Source organism: Bdellovibrionales bacterium (assembly GCA_016714165.1).
In the GTDB taxonomy this organism is placed as follows: domain Bacteria; phylum Bdellovibrionota; class Bdellovibrionia; order Bdellovibrionales; family UBA1609; genus JADJVA01.
The window spans coordinates 1,954,766-1,975,522 of record JADJNU010000001.1 but is presented as its reverse complement, the minus strand read 5'-3'; the positions used below and the strand labels follow the sequence as shown (position 1 = coordinate 1,975,522).

Here is a 20,757-nt window from a genome sequence, read left to right as displayed (position 1 = left end):
CGAATCAGTTAAAAACTGATTCGGTTTTTTTTGATATTTATATTGTTTGACGGAGACCCACAAGGCTTCGGGCTTTATCAAATGCGTTCGGGAGACCACTCCGATCAGTCCCAGCACCTTGAGCAAAGTCAGCCCGTCCTCCTCCTTTGCCAGCCATTTCCTGCGAAATTTCCTTTAAAATAGCACCGGCATTGATGGGACCTACCAGGTCTTTGGTTACCGATACCAAGATGGGGTGGTTCTGCTCTCCCTGACCCACGATGACAATGACTCCTGATTGAATTTGGTCACGCAATTTATCTCCGATGTCGCTGAGAATTTTTCGATCATCCAGTGGGATGTCTGCCAAAATAAGTCTTCCTGATTTGCCGTGAAATTCAAATGGAACTGCGGCTGACACGAAATCGTCTATGTTGATTTGATTTCCCCTTAAATGGGCAATCTGTCTCTGAAGAGATTTGATTTCCAACTTTTGTTTCTCGATCCAATCGTCTAATTTTTGTTGTGTTGAGATCTCCTCTTCCAGGTATTGGGTCCAATTTTCGCTTAACCCTGCCAGTTGACGTGCTTTTACGTTTTCACGCGTGTGTTTCAGGAGGAAGCGACTGGCCATTTCTCCAGTTATTGCCTCGATTCGACGAACACCCGAACTGACACTTCCTTCCGAAACAATCTTGAAGAGCCGAATGATAGCTGTATTTTCAACATGGGTTCCTCCGCACAGTTCCATCGAAAAGTCTCCCATCTTCACAACTCTCACCTTGTCGCCGTATTTCTCACCAAACAGAGCGACGGCACCTGAATTTTTGGCTTCGTCCGCCGTCATGACTGTTGTCGTAATATTTCTGGCAGAGCCGATTTCATCATTAACAAGATTTTCGATATTGAGGAGCTCTGCTTCACTCAATGGTCTGTTGTGCGTGAAATCAAAACGGAGCCGTCCTGGTTGAACATGTGACCCGGCTTGGTTTACGTGACTTCCTAAAATCCGCTTCAAAGCCGCATGCAAGAGGTGTGTCGCTGAGTGATTGGAAGCGGTGCTCAGGCGTTCAGCGCTCAGAACAATTTGATGGACAAGATCTCCTTTGTTGATAACGCCGTCCACAACTCTAATGTGATGAAGGTGGATGTCGTTTAGTTTGGTTGTATCGAGAACTTCGGCCTGGCCGCCAGGCCCGACAATCCGACCCACGTCTCCAGCCTGACCGCCGCTCTCAGCGTAAAAACAGGTGGAATCACAAGCGATCATTCCCAAATCATTGACTCTGAGATGGTTCTTGGAATCTTTGCCATCCGAGACCAGAAGGACAGTCCCAGATGCCTGAGTAACCCCCTGGTAGCCGACAAAATTTGTTGGTCCCATGTCACGAAGCAAGGCTTGGGTCTCCTTGATACGATGGGCCTGGTCTCCACTCAAGCTATGGCCCTTCCACGAGGCTCTGGCTGTTTGCCGGGCGGCTTCCATCCTTCGCTCAAATTCTACTTCGTCAACTTGAATGCCACGTTCAGAGGCAATAAGGCGAGTGAGATCGGAAGGAAAGCCAAAGGTATCATAAAGTTTAAAAACGAGATCGCCATCGATAACCTTTTGGCCTCGGCTGATAAGATTCTGAATCGCCTGATCAAGTAAGTGGGTCCCTTGAGACAGAGTATTGAGAAATCGGGATTCCTCGTCATTCATGGTTGTTAAAATCAATTTTTTCTGAGCAGAAAGGTCAGGGTAGATGTCGACCATTTGACTGATCACCTGCTCGACCACGGGGACCATGAGACTATCCTTTTCAGTTAACTTTTGCGCAAATCGAATACCTCGACGAAGAATTCTTCTCAAAACGTAACCTCGTCCTTCGTTAGATGGCAAAACACCGTCAGCAATCAAAAATGCGGCAGCTCGAGCGTGGTCAGCAACGACCCGAAAGGCGACATTGATCGCTTCTAAGCCAGGTTTGTCTTTGTCTCTGATGTTTTTCATCGATTTTAAATATTCGTGCCCTGAAATTTTCATGGCCACAGCGATGAGATCCTGAAAGGCGTCAGTATGGTAGTTGCTGATTTCACCTTGGAGAATCATTGCCAGCCTTTCGAGGCCGGCTCCCGTATCAATTGAGGGGTTGGGTAAAGGTGTCTGAACGCCATTTTCGCTTTCGTTGAATTGCATGAATACGAGATTCCAAAATTCTACGAATCTGTCGCCGTCTCCTCCCATCACATTTTGAAGAGGATCTCCACCAACTTCAGGACCCAAGTCATAGAAGATTTCAGAACAGGGGCCACAAGGCCCGCTATTGCCCATTCTCCAGAAATTGTCCTTTTCAGAAAATCGATAAATTCGATCTTTTGGCACTCCCTCTTGTTGATGCCAAATCTGGGCGGCCTCTTCGTCCTTTTCAAAGACAGAAATATAGAGCCTATCCTTGGGGAGACCAAATTCTTGAGTGACCAAATCCCACGCGTAATGGATCGCTTCCTTTTTGAAATAGTCTCCGAAAGAGAAATTACCTAACATTTCAAAAAAAGTGTGGTGACGAGCGGTTTGGCCGACATTTTCTAAGTCATTGTGCTTTCCTCCAGCGCGAACACATTTTTGTGAGGAGACAGCGCGCTTATATTCGCGGGATTCAAGACCTAGAAAAACATTCTTGAATTGGTTCATCCCGGCATTAGTGAACAGAAGCGTGGGATCATTTTCTGGAATCAAACGCGACGAGTTGACTGGTTGGTGGTGCTGCTTCTTAAAATAATTGATAAAGGTAGAGCGGACATCACGACTTTTCATAGAGCACTTCCCTAATAATGTAATCTTCAAAGCCTCGATGGGCCAAGAAGCGATAGGCACGTTGTTTTGTTTCAAAATCTATTTCGCTGCCAAACTTGCGCACAAGAAGATTCCGGGCGTTGGTCACTTCCTGATCCTTATCGAAGACTACCTGAGGAAGTCCTTTTCGTCGCAGGTAATTCTGGATGTACAGTTGACCTTTCTTCTTACGGCCAAGGTTTTGGGCCACTTTCTCAGCAAGTTCATTTTCTTTCGCAAGCCAACGATTGCTTTTTGCACGTTCGATGGCCTTCTCAATAGTTTCAATTTGAAAATGAACAGCTAGCTTTTGTTTGAGTTCTTTTTCGCTGTGATCACGTTGGCTCAAGAGCTGAGCGAGTTTGGCCACCGCAAGGGCAAGGTTGTCCGAAGAGTCAATTTTTTTATTCCTTGTCCTCGTCGTCACTTTCGGAATCACCTTTCCTTTTTTGTTTCTGCCGTTTTTTAAATTCCGGTGGGGTTTCTATCTCCACTTCAGAAAGTCCATGCCAGTCATCTGTGACTTTTTGATCGACGGCGCCTGATGTCCACTTCTTTCCGTCCAAGGCGTCGACACCACTGCAGCGCATGCGAAAATCCTCTGGGTTTGATGACAACGCAAGAGCCTCCTCAAACGTTATAATGTCAGATCCCAATAACCTCAAGAGGCTTTGATCATAGGATTGCATTCCCCAGGGAACCATTCCTTCCTCGATGGCGACGATGATGTTTTTGGTTTTATCTCGATCTTCAATCATTTCTCGAACGCGAGCGTTGTTGATCATGATCTCGACAGCCGGAACAAAACCAGATTTATCTTTTTTACGCGCCAGGCGTTGGCTGATGACGGCCTTGAGGACTCCTGCGAGCTGAAGCCTCACTTGGTGTTGATGATTGGCTTCAAAAGCTCCGATAATGCGGTTCACGGTCTCTCTTCCATCCAAGGTATGAAGACTAGACAGCACAAGATGACCTGTTTCCGCAGCTAACAGAGCGATTTCGATGGACTCCTTGTCGCGCATTTCGCCAATAAGAATCACGTCAGGATCCTGACGGAGTGCTGCTCTGAGTGCATTAGAATATCCAATAGCGTCAATACCCAATTCGCGTTGGGTAATGATGGACTTTCGATCTCGGATGAGGAATTCGATCGGGTCTTCGATTGTCAGAATATGTTTGTTTTTTGTCCGATTGATGTGGTCTATCATGGCCGCCAAGGTCGATGATTTACCAGATCCCGTCACACCCGTTACGAGAACGAGTCCTCTTTCATAGCTGGCAATCTCTTCGACGACCGGAGGAAGATTTAATTCCTGAAATGAAGGGATGTTGTGAGGAATATTTCGGATCACCATTCGAGTGGTCCCACGCTGCTTGAAGGCGTTTATACGAAAACGTCCAAGACCTGAAATCCCGTAACCGAAGTCGACTTCGTGCATTTTTTCGAAGGTTTCTTGGGTTCTGGCATCCATGATCTTGTTTGCCATAGCGTCAATTTCTTCTCCGCTGAGCTGGCCTAGATCGCCCGCAAGTGGGCGGAGAATCCCATGGCGACGAATAACCGGCATCAGTCCGGCCTTCAGATGGACGTCGCTGGCTCCTTTTTTCATTGCCATTCGTAAAATTTCATCGAGTCCAATGTTCGCCATGATGTATCCTTACCCTTCAATTATTTGAGAATTTCGGCAATTGCACGTTCAAATGGCCTTTTCTTTGAGTATAGAGTGAAGCTGATGGAAATCGAAGTCTGGTGCTGCCAAATATGTAAGTCTTCCCACCTTCGTCTGTAAAAAGGACCGAACTTTCTTGTTTGACACGACATTAAATCGCTTCAATGATGTGCCACTTATGCAGGACCAAGAATCAGTTCCAAATTCGAAGCATTGGGTCGTCTGGGTTGCCACGGTTGGAGGTTTGGGAAGAGCACCAGTGGCTCCGGGAACAGTGGGAACCTTAGCAGCTGTGCCCTTAGTTCCGCTCTTGGCTTTGGGTGGTGAATATTTTTATATGGCCAGCGTTGGTATTTTGGCCCTGATCGCTGTCATCGTTGCTCAGGTGTATGAGAATTTATTCGGAACTTCTGATCCTCAGGAAATTGTCATCGATGAAGTGGTGGGGTTTGCCGTGGCGATGACCTGGTTGCCCTTGACGTGGCAAAGTTTTGTGATTGGGTTTGTTCTGTTTCGTGCACTTGATGCCATTAAGCCATTTCCGATTTCGGTCTTGGATCAGAGAGTAAAAGGTGGTTTAGGAGTGGTGGCAGATGATTTACTAGCAGGAATAATGGCCAATGTTGTCCTTCAGATTATCTACGTCAAAACAAGTTGGTTGGGTGTGCAGTTAGTCTTATGAATAAAAAAGAGAACAACTGGCGCTTTGCGTCTGATTTTTTAGAAATTGAAATTCAGGTAAGAGAACTGAAATCTTGGTTTGAAAGCCAGGGAAGAACTCTGGGCTTCGCTGAGAGCTGTACGGGGGGCCTACTTTCGTCTTGGGTCACCTCTCAAGCTGGCGTGTCTTCTTTTTTTAGGGGATCCATTATTAGCTATTCGGGCAGAATTAAGGAGAAAGTGTTGGGCGTTCCGCGTCATATTCTTCAGTGTTTAGGTGAGGTGAATCTTCCTGTTGCGTTGTGCATGGCAAAAGGGGCTCGAAAGGTGTTGGAAGTAGATTGGGCTTTGAGTATTACAGGTGTGGCTGGTCCGACAGGCGGCACGAAAGAAAAGCCGCTGGGATTTGTTTGCTTCGCCTTGTGTGGTCCGGGGATTGAAAGGGTGGAGCAAAGACATTTTGACGGAAAAGATAGAACGGAAATTCAGTTTCAATCGGCTTCTTACGGATTGGAACTCTTGCTGACGAGTTTGAATAATTAGCCCCAACAAAAATATGAGATAGGAGTTCTCCCCATGTCTAGTTTGCAAACAGGTAGTGACAAATCTAAGGCTCTTGAGCTGGCGATCAGTTCGATTGAAAAACAATTTGGCAAGGGCTCCATCATGAAACTTGGTGGTGATCGCAGTCTATATGCTGACGTTCCTGTATTTAGCACGGGCTCTTTGAGTCTTGATATTGCTTTAGGTATTGGCGGGTTACCCCGAGGACGCATCATTGAAATTTATGGACCAGAATCTTCTGGCAAAACAACTTTAGCCCTTTCAACCATCGCTCAGGCCCAGAAGGCTGGGGGAACAGTGGCCTTTGTTGATGCTGAGCATGCTCTGGATGTTTCCTATGCTCGAAAATTGGGAGTGAAGGTTGAGGATATGCTGATTTCTCAACCCGATACGGGCGAACAGGCTCTTGAAATTGTCGAAACATTGGTGCGTTCAGGGGCTGTTGATGTTCTCGTGATAGACTCGGTAGCGGCTTTGACGCCTCGTGCTGAAATTGAGGGCGAAATGGGCGACAGTCACATGGGTCTACAGGCACGTCTCATGTCTCAGGCTCTGCGTAAGTTGACGGGGGCGATCAGTCGCAGTCAGACTCTGGTGATTTTCATTAATCAAATTCGCATGAAGATAGGAGTTATGTTTGGTAATCCGGAGACAACAACTGGTGGGAATGCTCTGAAGTTTTATGCTTCTGTTCGTCTTGATGTTCGTCGTATTGGTTCGATTAAGAACGGTGAGGATGTGATCGGTAACCGCACGGCCGTCAAAGTTGTTAAGAATAAAATGGCCCCACCCTTTGCTAAGGTTGAGTTTGATTTGATGTATGGTGAGGGGATATCTGAAGAGGGAGATCTTTTGGATTTGGCTGTGAAGAAGGAACTAATTGATAAAGCTGGTGCCTGGTACAGTTATAAAGGCGATCGCTTGGGTCAGGGACGTGATGCAGCCAAGGTTTATTTGAAAGAGAATCAGCCCCTCATGAAAGATCTTCGCCATCAGTTGCTTGAAGCCTATGGAATCACCCGAACAAATTCATCCAGCCAGTCCCCTGTCGGAGAGAAAACTATTGATGTTAATCGTGAGACTGATGAAGAGAAATCGAAGCCACGTAAAAGGAAGTCTCAGGAGGATTAATTTTAGAACCTATTTTTCTGATCCTATATTATTTTTAATAGGTGGAATTGACTTGCATCCTTTAGGAGATTTACTCCCCTTCTTGAGTGGCCAATCAAAGGAGATCGTTGGTGGTTCTTCTTCAGAAAAAGCAATGATCTTTGCATCTGGGTCTTGAAATGAAAAAAAGATGTGATCTTTTTTATTTTCATAAACTATTATTTCGGCTCCTGATGCGCATTCAAAGATAGGTTGGGAGGATGCGCCTGGATCAAAAATACGTAGAACCCCCAGACCAATTCCCCTGATCCAGAGAGTGATAAGGATGGGACTTGTAAAGCGAGTATCGGAGATCAAGACGAGTTCTCCCTTGCCATCTACAAGTCGGTCTTCCTTTTGAACGTAATCAAGAATGCTCATTTCCTTCTGATTTTCGAGGTTCTTGACCGTTATCGTACTCTCACCTCGCTCGGAAAAGTAGCGAGATTCGGCGATCCAATGTCCCCCATTAAATTGAATTTCACCGATTTTCTCAATGTCGGTTGCGCTCTCTACCGCACTCGGTGAGCGCTGAACTTCCTCCGATGCTTGGAGAGAAGAGGGCTGCGCTCCAGAAAAATCTGATTTTGAATTGTTGTCTGCCCCGGCTTCTTTAAAGTGAGGTTCACCAGGCTGAGGATGATCTTTTTCAGCAGAAGGGGAGGAACAGCTTAAAAAAACAAAACAAGAGATGGAAATAAAAACAGATAGTGATGACTCAAAGGACCGTTTTAGTTGAATTTCCATAAAAAACTCCATCTCTGATTTATCTTGCCCCACACATTGGCTTGTAGCCCTTTGATCTCATTTTGTTGCAGGTTTCTCTATCCATTTTAGATGCCCGGAAAATTTGCTTATTGGCCCTGCCGTAGAATCCACGATTCCCCCGAGCAACATGGCTTAAACATTCGACAGGATCGCCTTTCCCCACTGACTGCCCGTCTTTAGTCAGGCGATCCCTGAGGCAAATCATACACTTGTTGTTTGCTGTTGCATAGGCGGATGAAACTCCATGGTAGCGATAAAACATTTTGTAATCTGAGGATTTTCGCTTTTTCTCCCGCAGGGTGTAAGCCATGATCTCCATTTGTAAATCAACGCTGGTCGCCATCGCGTCAAAAAGTTTCTCCGCTGACCCTACGGTTCGACTTGAATATGGAGGGGCGTTGAACGGGGGTATTGTACTCTTGAATGGTCTAAGCCCGACTCCCCCACTTAGAACATAAGATTTTAAAGTGGAACGAGTCATTTGCCCCAAACCTTGGGCAGTGGAGAGGTCATTGTAGCAAGCACCGTAAACTTTAATCAGCGGCTCTAGTGTGAGAGTTTCAGCTGCAGCGATACAGGGCATGGCCCTGACATCGAGTCCATATTTTTCGGCGTGGACTTTCCCCAGCGAAATCAACCGATTGAACCGCTGATTTAGGTCGAGATCTTTCCAAGGGGACTCGTTGCAGGCAATGCTTTTCATTTCTCTGATGCAGGGCTTGCCATGTCCACGTCCCCTCGCGCGGGCCAAAATTGCGTTAAATCCGCTTTGTTGGCGGAGAGAGTTGCCATCCTGAGAAAAACAACGCTGATCAAGTTGGGGGCTGTTAATGATCGGCTTTATTTCTGGGAGCGGTTGAGCATATAAGTTTATCGGAGGAAGGCCCGGTTTGTCGCAATTCTCACATTGCTGAGTTTCAGTGCTCGTCGTTTCACTCGGAGTGGGAGGCTGCCGAACTGTTTCCTCAGAATTTTCTTGATCATTGAATTGAGCTCGTCCCACTGGACTAAAGGCTATTGATCCAACAAAAAACAGAATTCTAGCGGTCTTCGAGAGAATTCGTAAAACAGTTCTCATTTGAATGAAAATATATTGCACTTTCTTATCGTACTTCGTTTGAATATTCCGAGATATGATTTTTGACAAAACCTGGCCCTAAGTAACTGAGCATTCTAAATGAGTTGGTGAAGGGCCTGAACTGTGCTGTCACGAAATTCAGGAGAGACAAAAACCGAAATACTATTTCCCGTGTGAAGTGACTTATGCGGAAAAATCTCGGCTTTTTTGAGGCAGGCCATGATCTTTTTTGGCAAGTCAGACGAATAACTTCCTTGGCAGGTCAGCGTGACTCCGCAGAGAGTTTCCTTTATACATCGAATCTCTGTGCCCTGGAGGGCGCTTTTCAAGGCCTTTATTTGTTCTTCGCTTGATGCAATCATTGCCCGCCACTCGCCGTGCTCATAGACGCTGGCCAAAATCTGCGGCCAAGCCAACTGATTGTCTGTGAGAATTTTCTCGAGATAAGCAAGTCCTTCGTCGGGATGACCGCAGTTGACAGCCAAATGGTGAACTTCATTGAGAACATTAACGGCGAGGGGTTTGGATTCTTCGTACATCGCAGAGTCCTTGTCTTTGTTGAGGACAATAGTTCCTTTGTCAGGGTTAACAGAACTTCCTACGTAAAGAGGCACGTTCAAGATGCGGGCCAGTTCAACGCTTCGGTAGTGAAGGATCTTAGATCCCCAAAAACAAGATTCTTCGAGAGCTAAAATTGGAAATTTAGAATAGCGAATCGCTCCACTAATAATTTTTGGATCTGCCGAATATATTCCTTCGACATCCTTTAGCATCTCACATCTTTGGGCCTGAAAATGAGCTGCCATTGCTACGGCTGTTGTGTCTGAACCGCCGCGACCAAGTGTTGTGATTTCTTTGTTTATTGGGTTTACTCCCTGAAAACCAGCCAAGACGACCACTTTGCCTTGAGCCAGATTTTCGGCGACTCGAATGGGTTTGACGTCGCATATTCGAGCATTGCTGTGAGAAGAATCAGTGAACACGCCGGCCTGACTGCCCGTCAGGCTGATGGAACTACATCCGAGATCATGAAGGGCCATGCTCATCAGTGCCATGCTCACCCTCTCTCCTGTGGTGAGCAGCATGTCGAGCTCGCGGCGGTTGGGTCTGGAGCTGACGAGATATGCGAAATCCAATAAGTCATCAGTGGCTGATCCCATAGCACTCACTACCACAATAACTTTCTTTCCTGACTGGCGTAACTGAGCGATTCGCTTGGCTACATTCCGAATGGCCTCGGGTGTTTTTAAACTGCTTCCGCCATATTTTTGTACAATGAGGCTCATGAATAGTCCAAGTTTCGATGAAGATTGCTGAATTTATCACTACTCATAGGCTTAGCAAAGAGAAGGATTAGAGATTTTTTTGAAGTTGCCCTCGCACATATTCAGATACGTGGGTGGTAGTTCCTTTAGGTATGCGGATTCGGTGATTGCTAACAAAACTTGGAATAAAACCATGAACGAGTTCCGGATTAATTATTCTCAGGTCTTCCTTCTTTACTCCAATAAACTTTGCCAGCTGGAACAGATCGGTCCCCCCCGGCACGGAGAAGTACTCATAGGAATACGGAGACATGGGCTGAATCTCACGAAAACCATAGAGCTGTGGATTTTTAGCTATCAACATAGCTGCAATTAACTTGGGTATGTAATCCCGAGTTTCATCGGGGAAATTTCGCTTCTTCGAAAGGACCCAAAAATTGTCGGTCCTGTATTGAGCAATAAGTCGCTTCAGCCTTCCTTCTCCCATGTTGTAAGCTGCTGCTGTCAGATACCAAGAGTTAAACATTTTATAGAGATCACTCAGATAAGCAGCAGCTGCACGCGAGCTCTTTGTGAAATCACGGCGTTCATCAATCCACCAGTTGATCCTGAGACCATATCGACTGGCGGTCGGTTTGATAAATTGCCAGTAGCCCACGGCATCGGCTTCACTCGTTGCATGTGGTGAAAATCCACTTTCGATCATGCAAACAAACGCAAGATCTTCGGGAATGCCTCGATCAGCCATATGTGCCTGCATCAAGGGGAGATACCGATACGATCTCTCCATTCGCAGCTTAAACCAATTGCGCCCCTCGCCTTGAAAGTAATTGACCCAATAGCGAACTTTGCTGTTGTAGGTAATCGGGATATCATATTTGGGTATGTCGATTTTTGGACTGATCGTTTTAGAAACGCCAGGCTCGAGTAGTTTTAACGGAGAAATCGCTGTTTGACTCTTCGATGGCATAGCATGGACGAAAGACGCCGATTTCATTCCAATCGCAATAAAAGACAAGATTATATACTTCAGAGAAAAGATCCTATTCAATTTAGAAGTGGTTATTTCTTCCTCCATTGTATCGGGTGCGTTGAAAACACACAACTTCTGATCCAGACCGAAGTTGTGTGTCAGACAATCGCCCTCACCGTCAAAAGAATGACAATTTAAAAACACAAATCCGACACCTGCTGTTAACTATCAACCCAATCATTTCATAACTCAATCGAGAACGAAGAAAAATGGAGCCAGTTCAATTAAAGATTCTCTGGGCTTAGGTCACAGAGGGCACACCGTGGCATGAGACTTGCTCAAGGTTGAGGGAGGGGGCGCAGCGATATGAGTAGTAAGGGTATTTACACGGCATTGAGCGGAGCAATGGCCCAATCATCTCGATTGGACACTCTCGCTAATAATATTGCTAACTCCAACACAACTTCTTTCAAAAAGGATCGCCAGGTATTTAATGAATATCTGAGTGCTTATGAAAAGCTTCCGGAAGTGATTCAGGTTCCAAAGATTCCCGCTTCCATTCAAAGCTTTTATGACATGCAAGGCGGTGATCGCGGTTATGTGAACGCTGCGGGATCTTATACTGATTTTGCTCAGGGATCTTTGAAACAAACGGGAAACATTCTTGATTTGGCACTTGAGGGACAGGGATTTTTTGAAGTTCTCACTCCAGAAGGGGTGAAATTGACCCGCAATGGATCTTTCACTGTTGACGGCGAGGGACGCATGGTCACAAAGGAGGGGTTTCCCGTACTTGCGGCGGGGACTCAAGATCCGTCTCAGCGTGCCATCAATGTCGAAGGACGGAGAAACATCACCGTTTCTTACGAGGGCCAGGTATTCGCGAATGGGCAGCTGGTAGGAGAACTCTCGCTCGTGGACGTTGCAAATCGAGATGGACTGGTCAAGACAGGGAGTTCCTTTTACGGGCTTAAGCCAAACTTTAACCAACAACTCCAGAGAACCTTAAGTCCAAAAATACATCAGGGCTTTGTTGAGAGCAGCAATGTGAACATCGTGGAAGAAATGACAGATATGGTTGCGACGTCACGGGCATTTGAAAGTACTCAGCAGGCCATCAAGGCTTTTGATCAAATGGATTCAAAGTTAGTGAATGAAATTCCTCGTACTTCTTAACTCGGTAGGTTGATTGTATGCTAAAGGCTCTGAATACCGCGGCGACCGGAATGCAAGCTCAGCAAACGAATATGGATACTATCGCGAATAATCTGGCAAACGTTTCGACGACGGGATTTAAAAAGGCGCGCGCTGAATTTGAAGATTTAATGTACCAAACCATTCGAGAGCCAGGGGCTCAGACGGGGGCCAATTCAGTCACGCCAACGGGAGTTCAAGTAGGTTTGGGAGTGAAAACGGCAGCCATTCAGAAAGACTTTGAACAGGGATCCACAAAAGTGACGCGAGCTCCCTTTGACGTAGAAATCCAAGGTTCGGGATTTTTTCCCCTCCAGATGCCGGATGGACAAATTGGATACACTCGCAATGGTGCTTTCAAAAAGGGTCCTGATGGCCGTTTGATGGATCAGAACGGAAATGCCCTGCAGCCAGAAATTACGATTCCTCCTGATGCTTCTGGTGTTGAAATCAATCCGGATGGAACTGTGCAGATTATACTGGGAACCAACACAGTACCCCAGAATATTGGTCAGATTCAGTTGGTCAATTTTGTCAATCCTGCGGGCCTCAAGAGCATTGGGCGCAATCTCTTCTTCCCGAGTAATGCAAGTGGTTTACCTCAGCAAGGCTCTCCTGGACAAAACGGTCTAGGCGTTTTAGCGCAGGGACAGGTTGAGACCAGTAACGTGAATATAGTTGATGAAATGGTCAATATGATAACTGCTCAAAGAGCTTACGAAACAAGTTCGAAGGTCGTTCAAGCCTCGGATCAAATGCTTCAATATATGAATAACCTGAGGTGATGTTTGGGTTACGTGATTTGGCTCTTATTATTTACAATGGCTCTCGTGAGAATTTCGGCCGAAGCCAAAGAATCGATTCGCATCAGATCAAAGATTGTTCGCCGAGACGATTCTCAGCTTACCCTAGCCCATCTGTTGCCAAATGACGATGGAGGTCGAAGCCTTGCCTCAGTTTTTAAGAAATATGCCATTGGCAATTCTCCCAAAGAAAAAGAGACCCGTCAGCTTTCTAACCTTCTTATTTCCTCTCTTATTCGGCAGGTGCACAGACAGAACCCTCATTTGTCCGAGAAATACAATTTCGTTATTCCCTCTGAAATTGAAGTTCTCAATCCTGGACGGACGCTCACTGATTTTGAGGTTCGTGAGGCCCTTCTCAATCAATGGAAGAGTCAATGTCCAAATTGTCGAATTGAAATCCATGAATTGAATCTGCCCCGATTGTCTGATTTGGTAAATTTGGCTGCTGGATGGCAATTTGTCGGAGTTCCTGACTTGCCTAAGGGTTCATTCAGCGCAGCGATCCAATTTGAAAACAAGAGCGGAATTGTGCCCGAAAGAGTTCGATATTGGGTTAACGGAGTCGCACGTCTATTCAAACAGGTGCAAATTGTTACAAGAGGATTGTCCTTCGGAGAGACGATCACGGCAGACCACATTAAAACTGAGTATCGTGATGTCACCTTCGCGCGAGATTTTGTTTTGAGCGAAGAGAGTGTTCTGGGGCGAAAAGTTCGCCTGACAAAGTCCATAGGGCAAGTTCTTTTTGAACATGACTTACTCAGAGATAAGGCCGTGGCTCGAGGGGACTGGGTCAAGGTGACGGCCCAAGAGGGAAAAATGGAAGTCACAACGATGGCCCGCGCTGAAAATGAGGGCTTTATTGGTGATGTTATTCTTTTGCGGATGGGCGCAAATAAACAGCCAATGTCTGGGATAGCAAAGGCGAAGGGCGAGGTCCTCCTAAAATGAGATCTCTCCAGGTGGCGTCTCTTTTTTGTTTGTGTCTGATCCTTACGGGATGCGCTGGCTTTGGAAAAAAACTAAAGAGCTTTCTCAATGGACGCGACTTGCTGGAGCAAGACGAGATGCAGAAACCAAGCTATACAAAATTTTCCGACAACTCGACGATGGCCAATCCGACCCGCCGACAATATCGTCGAACCACAAAACAATCTCTATCTGAAGAAGCTCAGTTGGATAATCGGGCCGGTTCTCTCTGGGTTATGGAGGGGCAGGGGTCGTATCTTTTTTCGCAGAATATCATTCGAATGATTGGAGATTCCTTGCCTGTGAAAGTTGATGGTGAGCCGCGCGACCAATTGCAAACAAAAGTGAACGTGATACGTAAACTACTTGCAAAGATGGAGCAAAAAAATACTCCACCACCGACTTCTCCGCGCGCTCCGTCCGGAAGCGCCCCAGGAGGAGCGGCTGCGCCACCGGTGGCCTCTAAAGCAGGAGATCAAGAATCTGCAGCGAAAGGTGCCGAGGCGAGCAAACCAGAGCCGAGTCCGAGCAATGAAGCTTTTCCCGTCCAAACAGTTCCAACTCGAATCACCGAGCGCCTGATAGATGGCAACTATCGGGTGCGAGGAACCCAGCCGTTTATGATTGGCCAAAGAGAATACAAGGTAATTGTCACGGGGGTGGTGCGAGCCGAAGATTTCTCTGATGAGGGAATAAGCTCCACCAAGTTACTTGATTCAAAATACGATATTATGAGCGTAAAAAGGAAGGACGAATGAAAATCTTTTTTTTCGTCCAACTGCTGATCGTCATCATTGCTTGCGCCTTGAGTGCTCAGGCGGCACGTTTGAAAGACATTGCGAATATTCGGGGTGTTCGCAGCAATCAGCTTGTTGGGTATGGGTTGGTCGTCGGCCTGAATGGAACTGGCGATAGTAAATCCGAGTACACTGACAAGAGCTTACAACGGATGTTGGATCATCTGGGAATGAAATTGACAGGAAAAGAGGGAGGATCAAAGAATGTGGCCGCAGTCATTATGACAGCGAATCTTCCTCCATTTTCGCGCGCTGGAAATCAACTCGATATCACGGTCAGTGCGGTCGGAGATGCCTCCAGCTTGCGCGGTGGTACTTTGGTTCAATCGCCTTTGAGAGCTGCTGATCAACAAATATATGCTGTCGCGCAGGGAGCTGTTTTAATAGGAAGTGCTCAGGGGGGAGTTCATGAGACCGTAGGAAGAATTCCAAACGGTGCGATAATCGAGAGAGATGTGGGTGAGCAATTTTCGGGTCGAAAACTGTTTCGTTTGACTCTGCACAACCCGGATTTTACCACTGCAGCACGCGTTTCTCAGAAGATAAATATGGAACTTGCAGGAAAATATTCGTCAGCTTTGGATGCCGGCACGATTGATGTTATTTCGCCTTCCACCTACGAGGGACGTGGAGTGGAGCTTCTCGCGATGATAGAAACTCTTGATATTTCGCCAGATACCCGAGCTAAGGTCGTGGTCAACGAGAAGACAGGAACGGTCGTGATTGGTCATGAGGTCCGGATTTCAAAAATTGCAATTAGCCATGGAGATCTATCGATTAAGGTCGGGAACGATAGTCAAAAAGGGAAAGAAGCAGACCGAATCATGATCCTGGAAGAGGCTCCAAGTGTTGGAGACTTGGCGAAAATTTTAAATCGCATGGGTATCTCTCCTAAAGACCTGATCACGATTCTCCAGAGCATCAAATCGGCTGGTGCCTTACAGGGCGATTTGGAAATTCTATGAAAAAAGATTTTAAGGAATCGAACATTAAAGCTAAAATCATACGTGAGGCAATCAACACATGGATGTGTTGTTGGTCTCAGGGGGTGGGTGAGTTAGAGAGCGTAAGCCAAGGAAGGTTCAAGAGACTCCAGTTTCGCGCAGGAAGCAGGAACAGAGATTCAGTACCAGCCAAAGATTGGCCATGTACCGAGTTTGCTACGAAGAGTGCAGGATGCACGACCTTTTCTGACTCATCTTCCCTTTTTCATTTTTTCTTCAAGCATTTTTTTGAAAAGCTTGGGAAGCGGGTGAAATCATGACCGCACCAATTGGCTTGCATCAAATGCATCCAGTTCAAGATATAAGGCCGAAAGCAGAGCAAGAGGCCAAGTTGCGAGAGGCGGCTCAGATGTATGAGCGCCACTTTCTGAACGAGATATTCAAGGCGATGCGGAAAACCGTTCCTGAAGGAGAAGGAATACTGCCAGGCAGTTTTGCTCAAAGAGTCTATCGAGACCAACTTGACGAACAGTACGTTGATGCCTGGAAAGAGAAGGGTGGGATCGGTCTGACAGACATGATATTTAATCAGCTAAAAGAACAGGTGCTTGGAAGAGATTCAAATTTACCTGCGCCCCGAGGGCCTTTGTCACTTCCGAGCTCTGCCAAACCGATTGGCGTGCCAGATCAGGAGTCGACGAGGGCTATATCCAAAGGGGAAAAGAGTGCTTCTCTCATTCTGCAGTATTCGCCAAATCAGCCAATTGGAAGAGAGAGGGACGTGACTAGCCCTTGGTCTGGGAGACTGTTGCAATCCTTTCGGTCTCCTGGGGGGAGATGCGTGAGCAGAATAGATCATGGCGAGGGAGTGGAATCAATTTTGAACTTCATTGGTTACAATAGCCCCTCATTGGTGGGCAAAGAGCTTGAGGCAGGGCAAAAGGTCGGTCTCATGGAGGCTGGCAGCGAGGCCATGGCCTGGACAGTGACCAAAAATGTAATTAATGGAGCGTAAATTGGAAAAATGCAAACAAGTTATTATTACTATGGAAAGAGTCGAAGGGCCTTTCCGTTGCGGCATTTCGTCTCATTGTGGTACAATGAACGGAATAGTCTTGCGTTGGAGGCAAAATGAAAGTCACCAATAGTTCCACGGGTCCAAACATTCAGAATATAGGGACGGCCAAGGAGAAGGGCACAGATGGGACTGAGAAAGGCAAAGATCGGGCAGGTGTGAGTGAGCTGTCGGATTCAGTCAGAGTGAATGTGTCGGATCGGGCCCAAGCATTTCAAAAGGCCAAAGAGATTGCAGGTCGTCAAACAGTCGACGAGGCGAGAGTGGCAAAATTGCAACAACTCATCGACGAAGGCAAATACAAGACGGATTCCGCGGCTATTGCAGATCGCTTGGTTGATGAACATTTAAATTTTCCGGACTAAGCTTCGATTGAAGGGGTGGGGGATTTGTGAATTTGGGCACGAAACAGTCCTATGATAAATTGATCTTCAATTTAGAAGATCAAGTCAAAATCTATCGCTCCCTTTTGGATACGGTTCGTCGTGAAAAGGAAATATTGGTTTCTGCCAATCTGGATGATTTAAATGAGAACAACAAAACAAAAGAGGCCATTTTGCTCAAGCTCAGGGCTTTGGAGAGTTTGCGGGTGAGATATGTTGCCGAATTGGCAGCAGCCGCAGGACTCTTGGTTGAGAATCCTCGTCTGAACGAGTTGGCCGTTCATTTCGGAGGAGAAGTCGAAGATCGCTTGAGAAATTTGCACTCGGTTCTGGAGCTTTTGTTAAAGCGTGTTCAGGAATACAATAAGCAAAACGAAGCGCTGGTTAATTCAGCTTTGGAGAAGATCACTGGGGCCATGAAAGCGATTCGAGATACTCTGACAGAGAAGCCTGTTTACCAAGCAAAGGGTCAGATACTGGATCAGCCGGCTCAATCAGGCCAGTTGGTCAGTCGTGAGGCCTAGTGACGTTTTTTGAGTGATTGATTATTGATCATGAATGATTCAGCTGCTTAGGATGGGCAGCTCCGGAGAGGCAGGACAGGATGTCACGAATCTGGGGGATGATGGATGTGGGCAAGCGCTCTCTGATGAACAGTCAGACGGCGTTGCAAACAGTCTCCCATAACGTCGCAAATAAATCCACAGAAGGCTACTCTCGCCAGCGGGTTGAGGTGCAGTCCAATGTTCCCATTGGGAATGGAAAGCTCAGAATCGGAATGGGGGCGAGAGCCACGTCCGTCACCAGGACAAACAACCCCTATCTCGAGCGACAGGTCGAGAAGCAAGGAAACACTTTAGGGTTTGCCGAGGGCCGAATGGAGTCCTTGGCACGTGTAGAGCAGGTGTATAATGAACAAGTCAACAAAGGATTAAATAAGTTCATGGCGGAGTTTTTTAATTCCTTTCGTGAGCTTTCAAATAATCCTGAGGGATTGGCAGCACGCACCTTGGTGAAAGAATCGGCTGATTTTTTAACAAAGGATTTTTCGCGAGTTCATGATCAAATCACAAACATCCAAAAGGACATCGATTTTCAGATAGCTTCTCACGTTGTTGAAATAAATGGCCTCACCAAGGAAATTGCCGATCTTAGCGATAAGATTCAAATGGTGGAATTAAATGAGGTGTCCGCAAATGATGAGAGAGATCGACGCGATCTCTTAATTAAGAAGTTAAGTGGGCTCGTTAATATTCGATATGCTGAGGGTGAAGATGGACAAATGGCTATCACGGCGGGAAATAGCGCTGTTCTCGTGTCTGGAAATAGTTATCGTGAATTTTTTGTCGCCTCAACACCTGGTCGTGAGGGCAAGAGGGAAGGCAATATCGATATTTTTTATCGGCCAACAGAAACGGGAACCCCAGTCAATGTGACCAAACAATTGATTGGTGGAAAGATAGGTGGATTGCTTGATGTTCGGGATAAAGTCGCCAACGGATTGCTAAAGAACATGGATCACATGGCTTACACCTTGGCTGAGGAAGTGAACAAAGCTCACCTTCAGGGATATGACCGTTACAACGAAAAGGGACAGATATTTTTTGAACTGCCAAACTCTGAGCAAGAGGCTGCAAAAAATATCCGAGTATCTGAATCGGTCTTGCAAGATGTGGGGAGGATTGCAGCGGGTGCGCAACCTGATGCGCCTGGAGACAATCGAATTGCAAATGTGCTCTCTTCGCTACAATACAAGCCAGTTTTCGGAGGGGTTGACAGTCTTGATAATTTTTATAGCTCGGTGGTAGGTGAACTGGGAGTGCAGATGGCTCGAGCGAATTCTGAGCACGAGTCTCAGAAAGATATTGTCAAGCAGCTCAAGAACATCAGGGAGAGTATCAGCGGAGTGAGTCTCGATGAAGAAACTGCAAAGATGATTGAATTTCAGAAATCATTCGATGCCTCGGCTCGGCTGATCCGAACTGCGGACGAAATGATGGACACGGTTCTAAACCTAAAACGCCTTTAAAGCGAGTGGATAATGAGTCATGCGAATTGCTGACAAGATGAGTTTTGAACAGGTGAACAGTAATCTCGCAAAAAACCGATCGGAGATGTCCCAACTTCAGAATCAAGCAGCCACCCAAAAGCGGGTGACTAAACCAAGTGACGACCCAGTGGCGGCAGCACGAGTGTTGGGTTCTCGAGTCGAACTTTCCGGTACGAAACAATATATAAAAAACCTCGATTTCGCTCGATCATTTCTTGAAATAACAGATCAATCATTGGGTGAATTGACCGATCAATTGATACGCGCCAAAGAATTGGCATTGAGCCAGGCGGGTGATGCCGGGTCAAACGAGCTTTCTCGTGATGTCGTTGCCACGGAGATTGAGCAGATTTACAATCAAATTGTTCAAATCGGCAATCGCCAACACGGTGATCGTTTTATTTTCTCTGGTTTTAAGACGACAACCTCTCCCTTTGATATCAATGGATTCTATAGCGGCGACAGCGGCGAAATGATGATTCATGTGGATAAGGGTTCATTTTTGGCCATGAATATTCCCGGGGCAAAAGTTTTCTTAGGAGAGGGATTGTCAAAAGATGGGATCACTCATGGAACGACTCAACAGGCTCGAACGATCGAAGAATTTGTTGAGCAGGGTCAATCTCAGGAAATAAAATCGGAGCCGAAGAAGACAGATTCTGAATCCGCACTGTACCAACGTGAACCATCTTCTGGTCGTGGTGGGACCTATCAAAGCGATAAGCAAAAGGAACCCGTTAAATCAATCTCAGGGGTGAATCTTTTTGCTGTCGTATCTGGTCTCACTACGGCCCTGAGAGCAAATGACAAGGGGGCAGTTCAGGACGCCCTTGAATATTTGGACGCAGCGACTTCTCAAGTTGTGATGGCTCGATCGCAGGTTGGCTCGCGTGTGATGACTTTGAATTCTGCAATGGAGACTTTGCAGAAATCCAAGGTTGATAGCAATGCGTTCATCTCCCAAATGGAAGATGCCGACACCTTTGAAGTTGTGAGCGATATCAACAAAGCGGAGAGCACCCTCAAGGCGACCCTCGCCACAAGCGGAAAGTTGATTCAACCGTCCTTATTGGATTTTCTGAGATAAGTTCATTGGCCGAATCCATGGGCGAAGGCCAATAATAAGAATTCATTAATTTTTGAATCGGAACAGATGATCCAAGTTAGCAGCGAATTTCCTGTTGATATAAGGAGGAATTACCCCATTATATTTCAAATGGGCTGTTATTCTTTCAAGTGAGAATCTGAGGGAACCGGCCTATCTTGACTTTCATCCCTAGAAATAATAGCTAAGGTTTCGATTGATTTCTACCGTAGAGGTCATTGATGGGTGAAGGATTACCGAAAACCCTCGAAGCTTTGACCAGGATGTTGAAGGAGACTGACCCATGTTGGTTCTGACTCGAAAATTAGGCGAATGCATTGCGATAGATGATCATATCAAAATCCGCGTCGTTCAGATCAAAGGCAAGCAAGTGCGACTTGGGATCGAAGCACCCAAAGACACAAAAATTCACAGAGAAGAAGTCTATCAAGCCATACAAGATCAAAATCAGGAGTCATCGACTGCGACATCGGACAGTACGCGTGCCGTTGCAAAACTTCTAAAACCCTAGAT

At 46.4% G+C, this 20,757-nt stretch carries 21 protein-coding genes; 14 read left to right on the top strand and 7 right to left on the bottom strand.

Features of this window, described 5'->3' with window-relative positions; translation table 11 throughout:
• Positions 1-37: 37 nt before the first annotated feature.
• Genes alaS through IPJ71_08890 form a run of 3 tightly spaced genes read right to left on the bottom strand, consistent with a single transcriptional unit; the run spans position 38 to position 4,434 of the window.
• Positions 38-2,776 (bottom strand): alanine--tRNA ligase, encoded by a 2,739-nt coding sequence (gene alaS, locus IPJ71_08900; protein ID MBK7843798.1) that lies wholly within the window; start codon positions 2,774-2,776, stop codon positions 38-40.
• Complete coding sequence (locus tag IPJ71_08895) at positions 2,763-3,221, bottom strand: regulatory protein RecX (protein MBK7843797.1); 459 nt, start codon at positions 3,219-3,221, stop codon at positions 2,763-2,765. The genes alaS and IPJ71_08895 overlap by 14 nt, the downstream gene beginning before the upstream one ends.
• Positions 3,199-4,434, bottom strand: coding sequence for a type IV pilus twitching motility protein PilT (locus tag IPJ71_08890; GenBank protein ID MBK7843796.1), 1,236 nt, complete (start codon positions 4,432-4,434; stop codon positions 3,199-3,201). Before IPJ71_08890 ends, IPJ71_08895 begins: the two co-directional genes overlap by 23 nt.
• A gap of 208 nt (positions 4,435-4,642) precedes the next feature.
• Between IPJ71_08890 and IPJ71_08885 the strand changes: the two genes are divergently transcribed.
• Genes IPJ71_08885 through recA form a run of 3 tightly spaced genes read left to right on the top strand, consistent with a single transcriptional unit; the run spans position 4,643 to position 6,819 of the window.
• Positions 4,643-5,146, top strand: a complete 504-nt coding sequence (locus IPJ71_08885) for a phosphatidylglycerophosphatase A (protein MBK7843795.1) — start codon at positions 4,643-4,645, stop codon at positions 5,144-5,146.
• A complete protein-coding gene (locus IPJ71_08880) occupies positions 5,143-5,667 on the top strand; it encodes a CinA family protein (protein ID MBK7843794.1) in 525 nt (174 codons plus the stop codon). Before IPJ71_08885 ends, IPJ71_08880 begins: the two co-directional genes overlap by 4 nt.
• A gap of 33 nt (positions 5,668-5,700) precedes the next feature.
• Positions 5,701-6,819 (top strand): recombinase RecA, encoded by a 1,119-nt coding sequence (recA, locus tag IPJ71_08875; protein MBK7843793.1) that lies wholly within the window; start codon positions 5,701-5,703, stop codon positions 6,817-6,819.
• Between the two features lie 9 nt (positions 6,820-6,828).
• Here recA and IPJ71_08870 read toward each other — a convergent pair whose 3' ends face one another.
• The 4 genes from IPJ71_08870 to IPJ71_08855 form a co-directional block, all read right to left on the bottom strand.
• Positions 6,829-7,584, bottom strand: coding sequence for a hypothetical protein (locus IPJ71_08870; GenBank protein ID MBK7843792.1), 756 nt, complete (start codon positions 7,582-7,584; stop codon positions 6,829-6,831).
• A 19-nt stretch (positions 7,585-7,603) separates the two neighbouring features.
• The gene (locus tag IPJ71_08865) at positions 7,604-8,683 is read right to left on the bottom strand and encodes a hypothetical protein (GenBank protein ID MBK7843791.1); all 1,080 of its coding nucleotides are present in this window, start codon (positions 8,681-8,683) and stop codon (positions 7,604-7,606) included.
• A 95-nt stretch (positions 8,684-8,778) separates the two neighbouring features.
• The gene (locus IPJ71_08860) at positions 8,779-9,969 is read right to left on the bottom strand and encodes an aspartate kinase (protein ID MBK7843790.1); all 1,191 of its coding nucleotides are present in this window, start codon (positions 9,967-9,969) and stop codon (positions 8,779-8,781) included.
• Between the two features lie 67 nt (positions 9,970-10,036).
• Complete coding sequence (locus IPJ71_08855) at positions 10,037-10,966, bottom strand: lytic transglycosylase domain-containing protein (GenBank protein MBK7843789.1); 930 nt, start codon at positions 10,964-10,966, stop codon at positions 10,037-10,039.
• Positions 10,967-11,287: 321 nt separating this feature from the next.
• Here IPJ71_08855 and flgF point away from each other — a divergent pair, with 321 nt between their 5' ends.
• The 11 genes from flgF (at position 11,288) to csrA (ending at position 20,755) form a co-directional block, all read left to right on the top strand.
• Complete coding sequence (gene flgF / locus IPJ71_08850; GenBank protein MBK7843788.1) at positions 11,288-12,097, top strand: flagellar basal-body rod protein FlgF; 810 nt, start codon at positions 11,288-11,290, stop codon at positions 12,095-12,097.
• A 17-nt stretch (positions 12,098-12,114) separates the two neighbouring features.
• The gene (gene flgG / locus IPJ71_08845; protein ID MBK7843787.1) at positions 12,115-12,900 is read left to right on the top strand and encodes a flagellar basal-body rod protein FlgG; all 786 of its coding nucleotides are present in this window, start codon (positions 12,115-12,117) and stop codon (positions 12,898-12,900) included.
• A 3-nt stretch (positions 12,901-12,903) separates the two neighbouring features.
• Complete coding sequence (flgA, locus tag IPJ71_08840) at positions 12,904-13,872, top strand: flagellar basal body P-ring formation protein FlgA (GenBank protein ID MBK7843786.1); 969 nt, start codon at positions 12,904-12,906, stop codon at positions 13,870-13,872.
• 11 nt (positions 13,873-13,883) lie between these two features.
• On the top strand, positions 13,884-14,648 hold the full coding sequence (locus tag IPJ71_08835) for a flagellar basal body L-ring protein FlgH (GenBank protein ID MBK7843785.1): 765 nt from the start codon (positions 13,884-13,886) through the stop codon (positions 14,646-14,648).
• The gene (locus IPJ71_08830; GenBank protein ID MBK7843784.1) at positions 14,645-15,652 is read left to right on the top strand and encodes a flagellar basal body P-ring protein FlgI; all 1,008 of its coding nucleotides are present in this window, start codon (positions 14,645-14,647) and stop codon (positions 15,650-15,652) included. The genes IPJ71_08835 and IPJ71_08830 overlap by 4 nt, the downstream gene beginning before the upstream one ends.
• 295 nt (positions 15,653-15,947) lie before the next feature.
• Positions 15,948-16,646 (top strand): rod-binding protein, encoded by a 699-nt coding sequence (locus tag IPJ71_08825; protein MBK7843783.1) that lies wholly within the window; start codon positions 15,948-15,950, stop codon positions 16,644-16,646.
• 116 nt (positions 16,647-16,762) lie between these two features.
• Complete coding sequence (gene flgM / locus IPJ71_08820; protein ID MBK7843782.1) at positions 16,763-17,071, top strand: flagellar biosynthesis anti-sigma factor FlgM; 309 nt, start codon at positions 16,763-16,765, stop codon at positions 17,069-17,071.
• Positions 17,072-17,097: 26 nt separating this feature from the next.
• The gene (locus IPJ71_08815) at positions 17,098-17,613 is read left to right on the top strand and encodes a flagellar protein FlgN (protein MBK7843781.1); all 516 of its coding nucleotides are present in this window, start codon (positions 17,098-17,100) and stop codon (positions 17,611-17,613) included.
• A gap of 80 nt (positions 17,614-17,693) precedes the next feature.
• Positions 17,694-19,118, top strand: a complete 1,425-nt coding sequence (gene flgK, locus IPJ71_08810) for a flagellar hook-associated protein FlgK (GenBank protein ID MBK7843780.1) — start codon at positions 17,694-17,696, stop codon at positions 19,116-19,118.
• Positions 19,119-19,137: 19 nt separating this feature from the next.
• Positions 19,138-20,226: a flagellar hook-associated protein FlgL gene (gene flgL, locus IPJ71_08805; protein ID MBK7843779.1), complete on the top strand. Its 1,089-nt coding sequence runs from the start codon at positions 19,138-19,140 to the stop codon at positions 20,224-20,226.
• 301 nt (positions 20,227-20,527) lie between these two features.
• Entirely contained in the window at positions 20,528-20,755 is a 228-nt protein-coding gene (gene csrA, locus IPJ71_08800) for a carbon storage regulator CsrA (GenBank protein MBK7843778.1), read from the top strand.
• Positions 20,756-20,757: the final 2 nt, after the last annotated feature.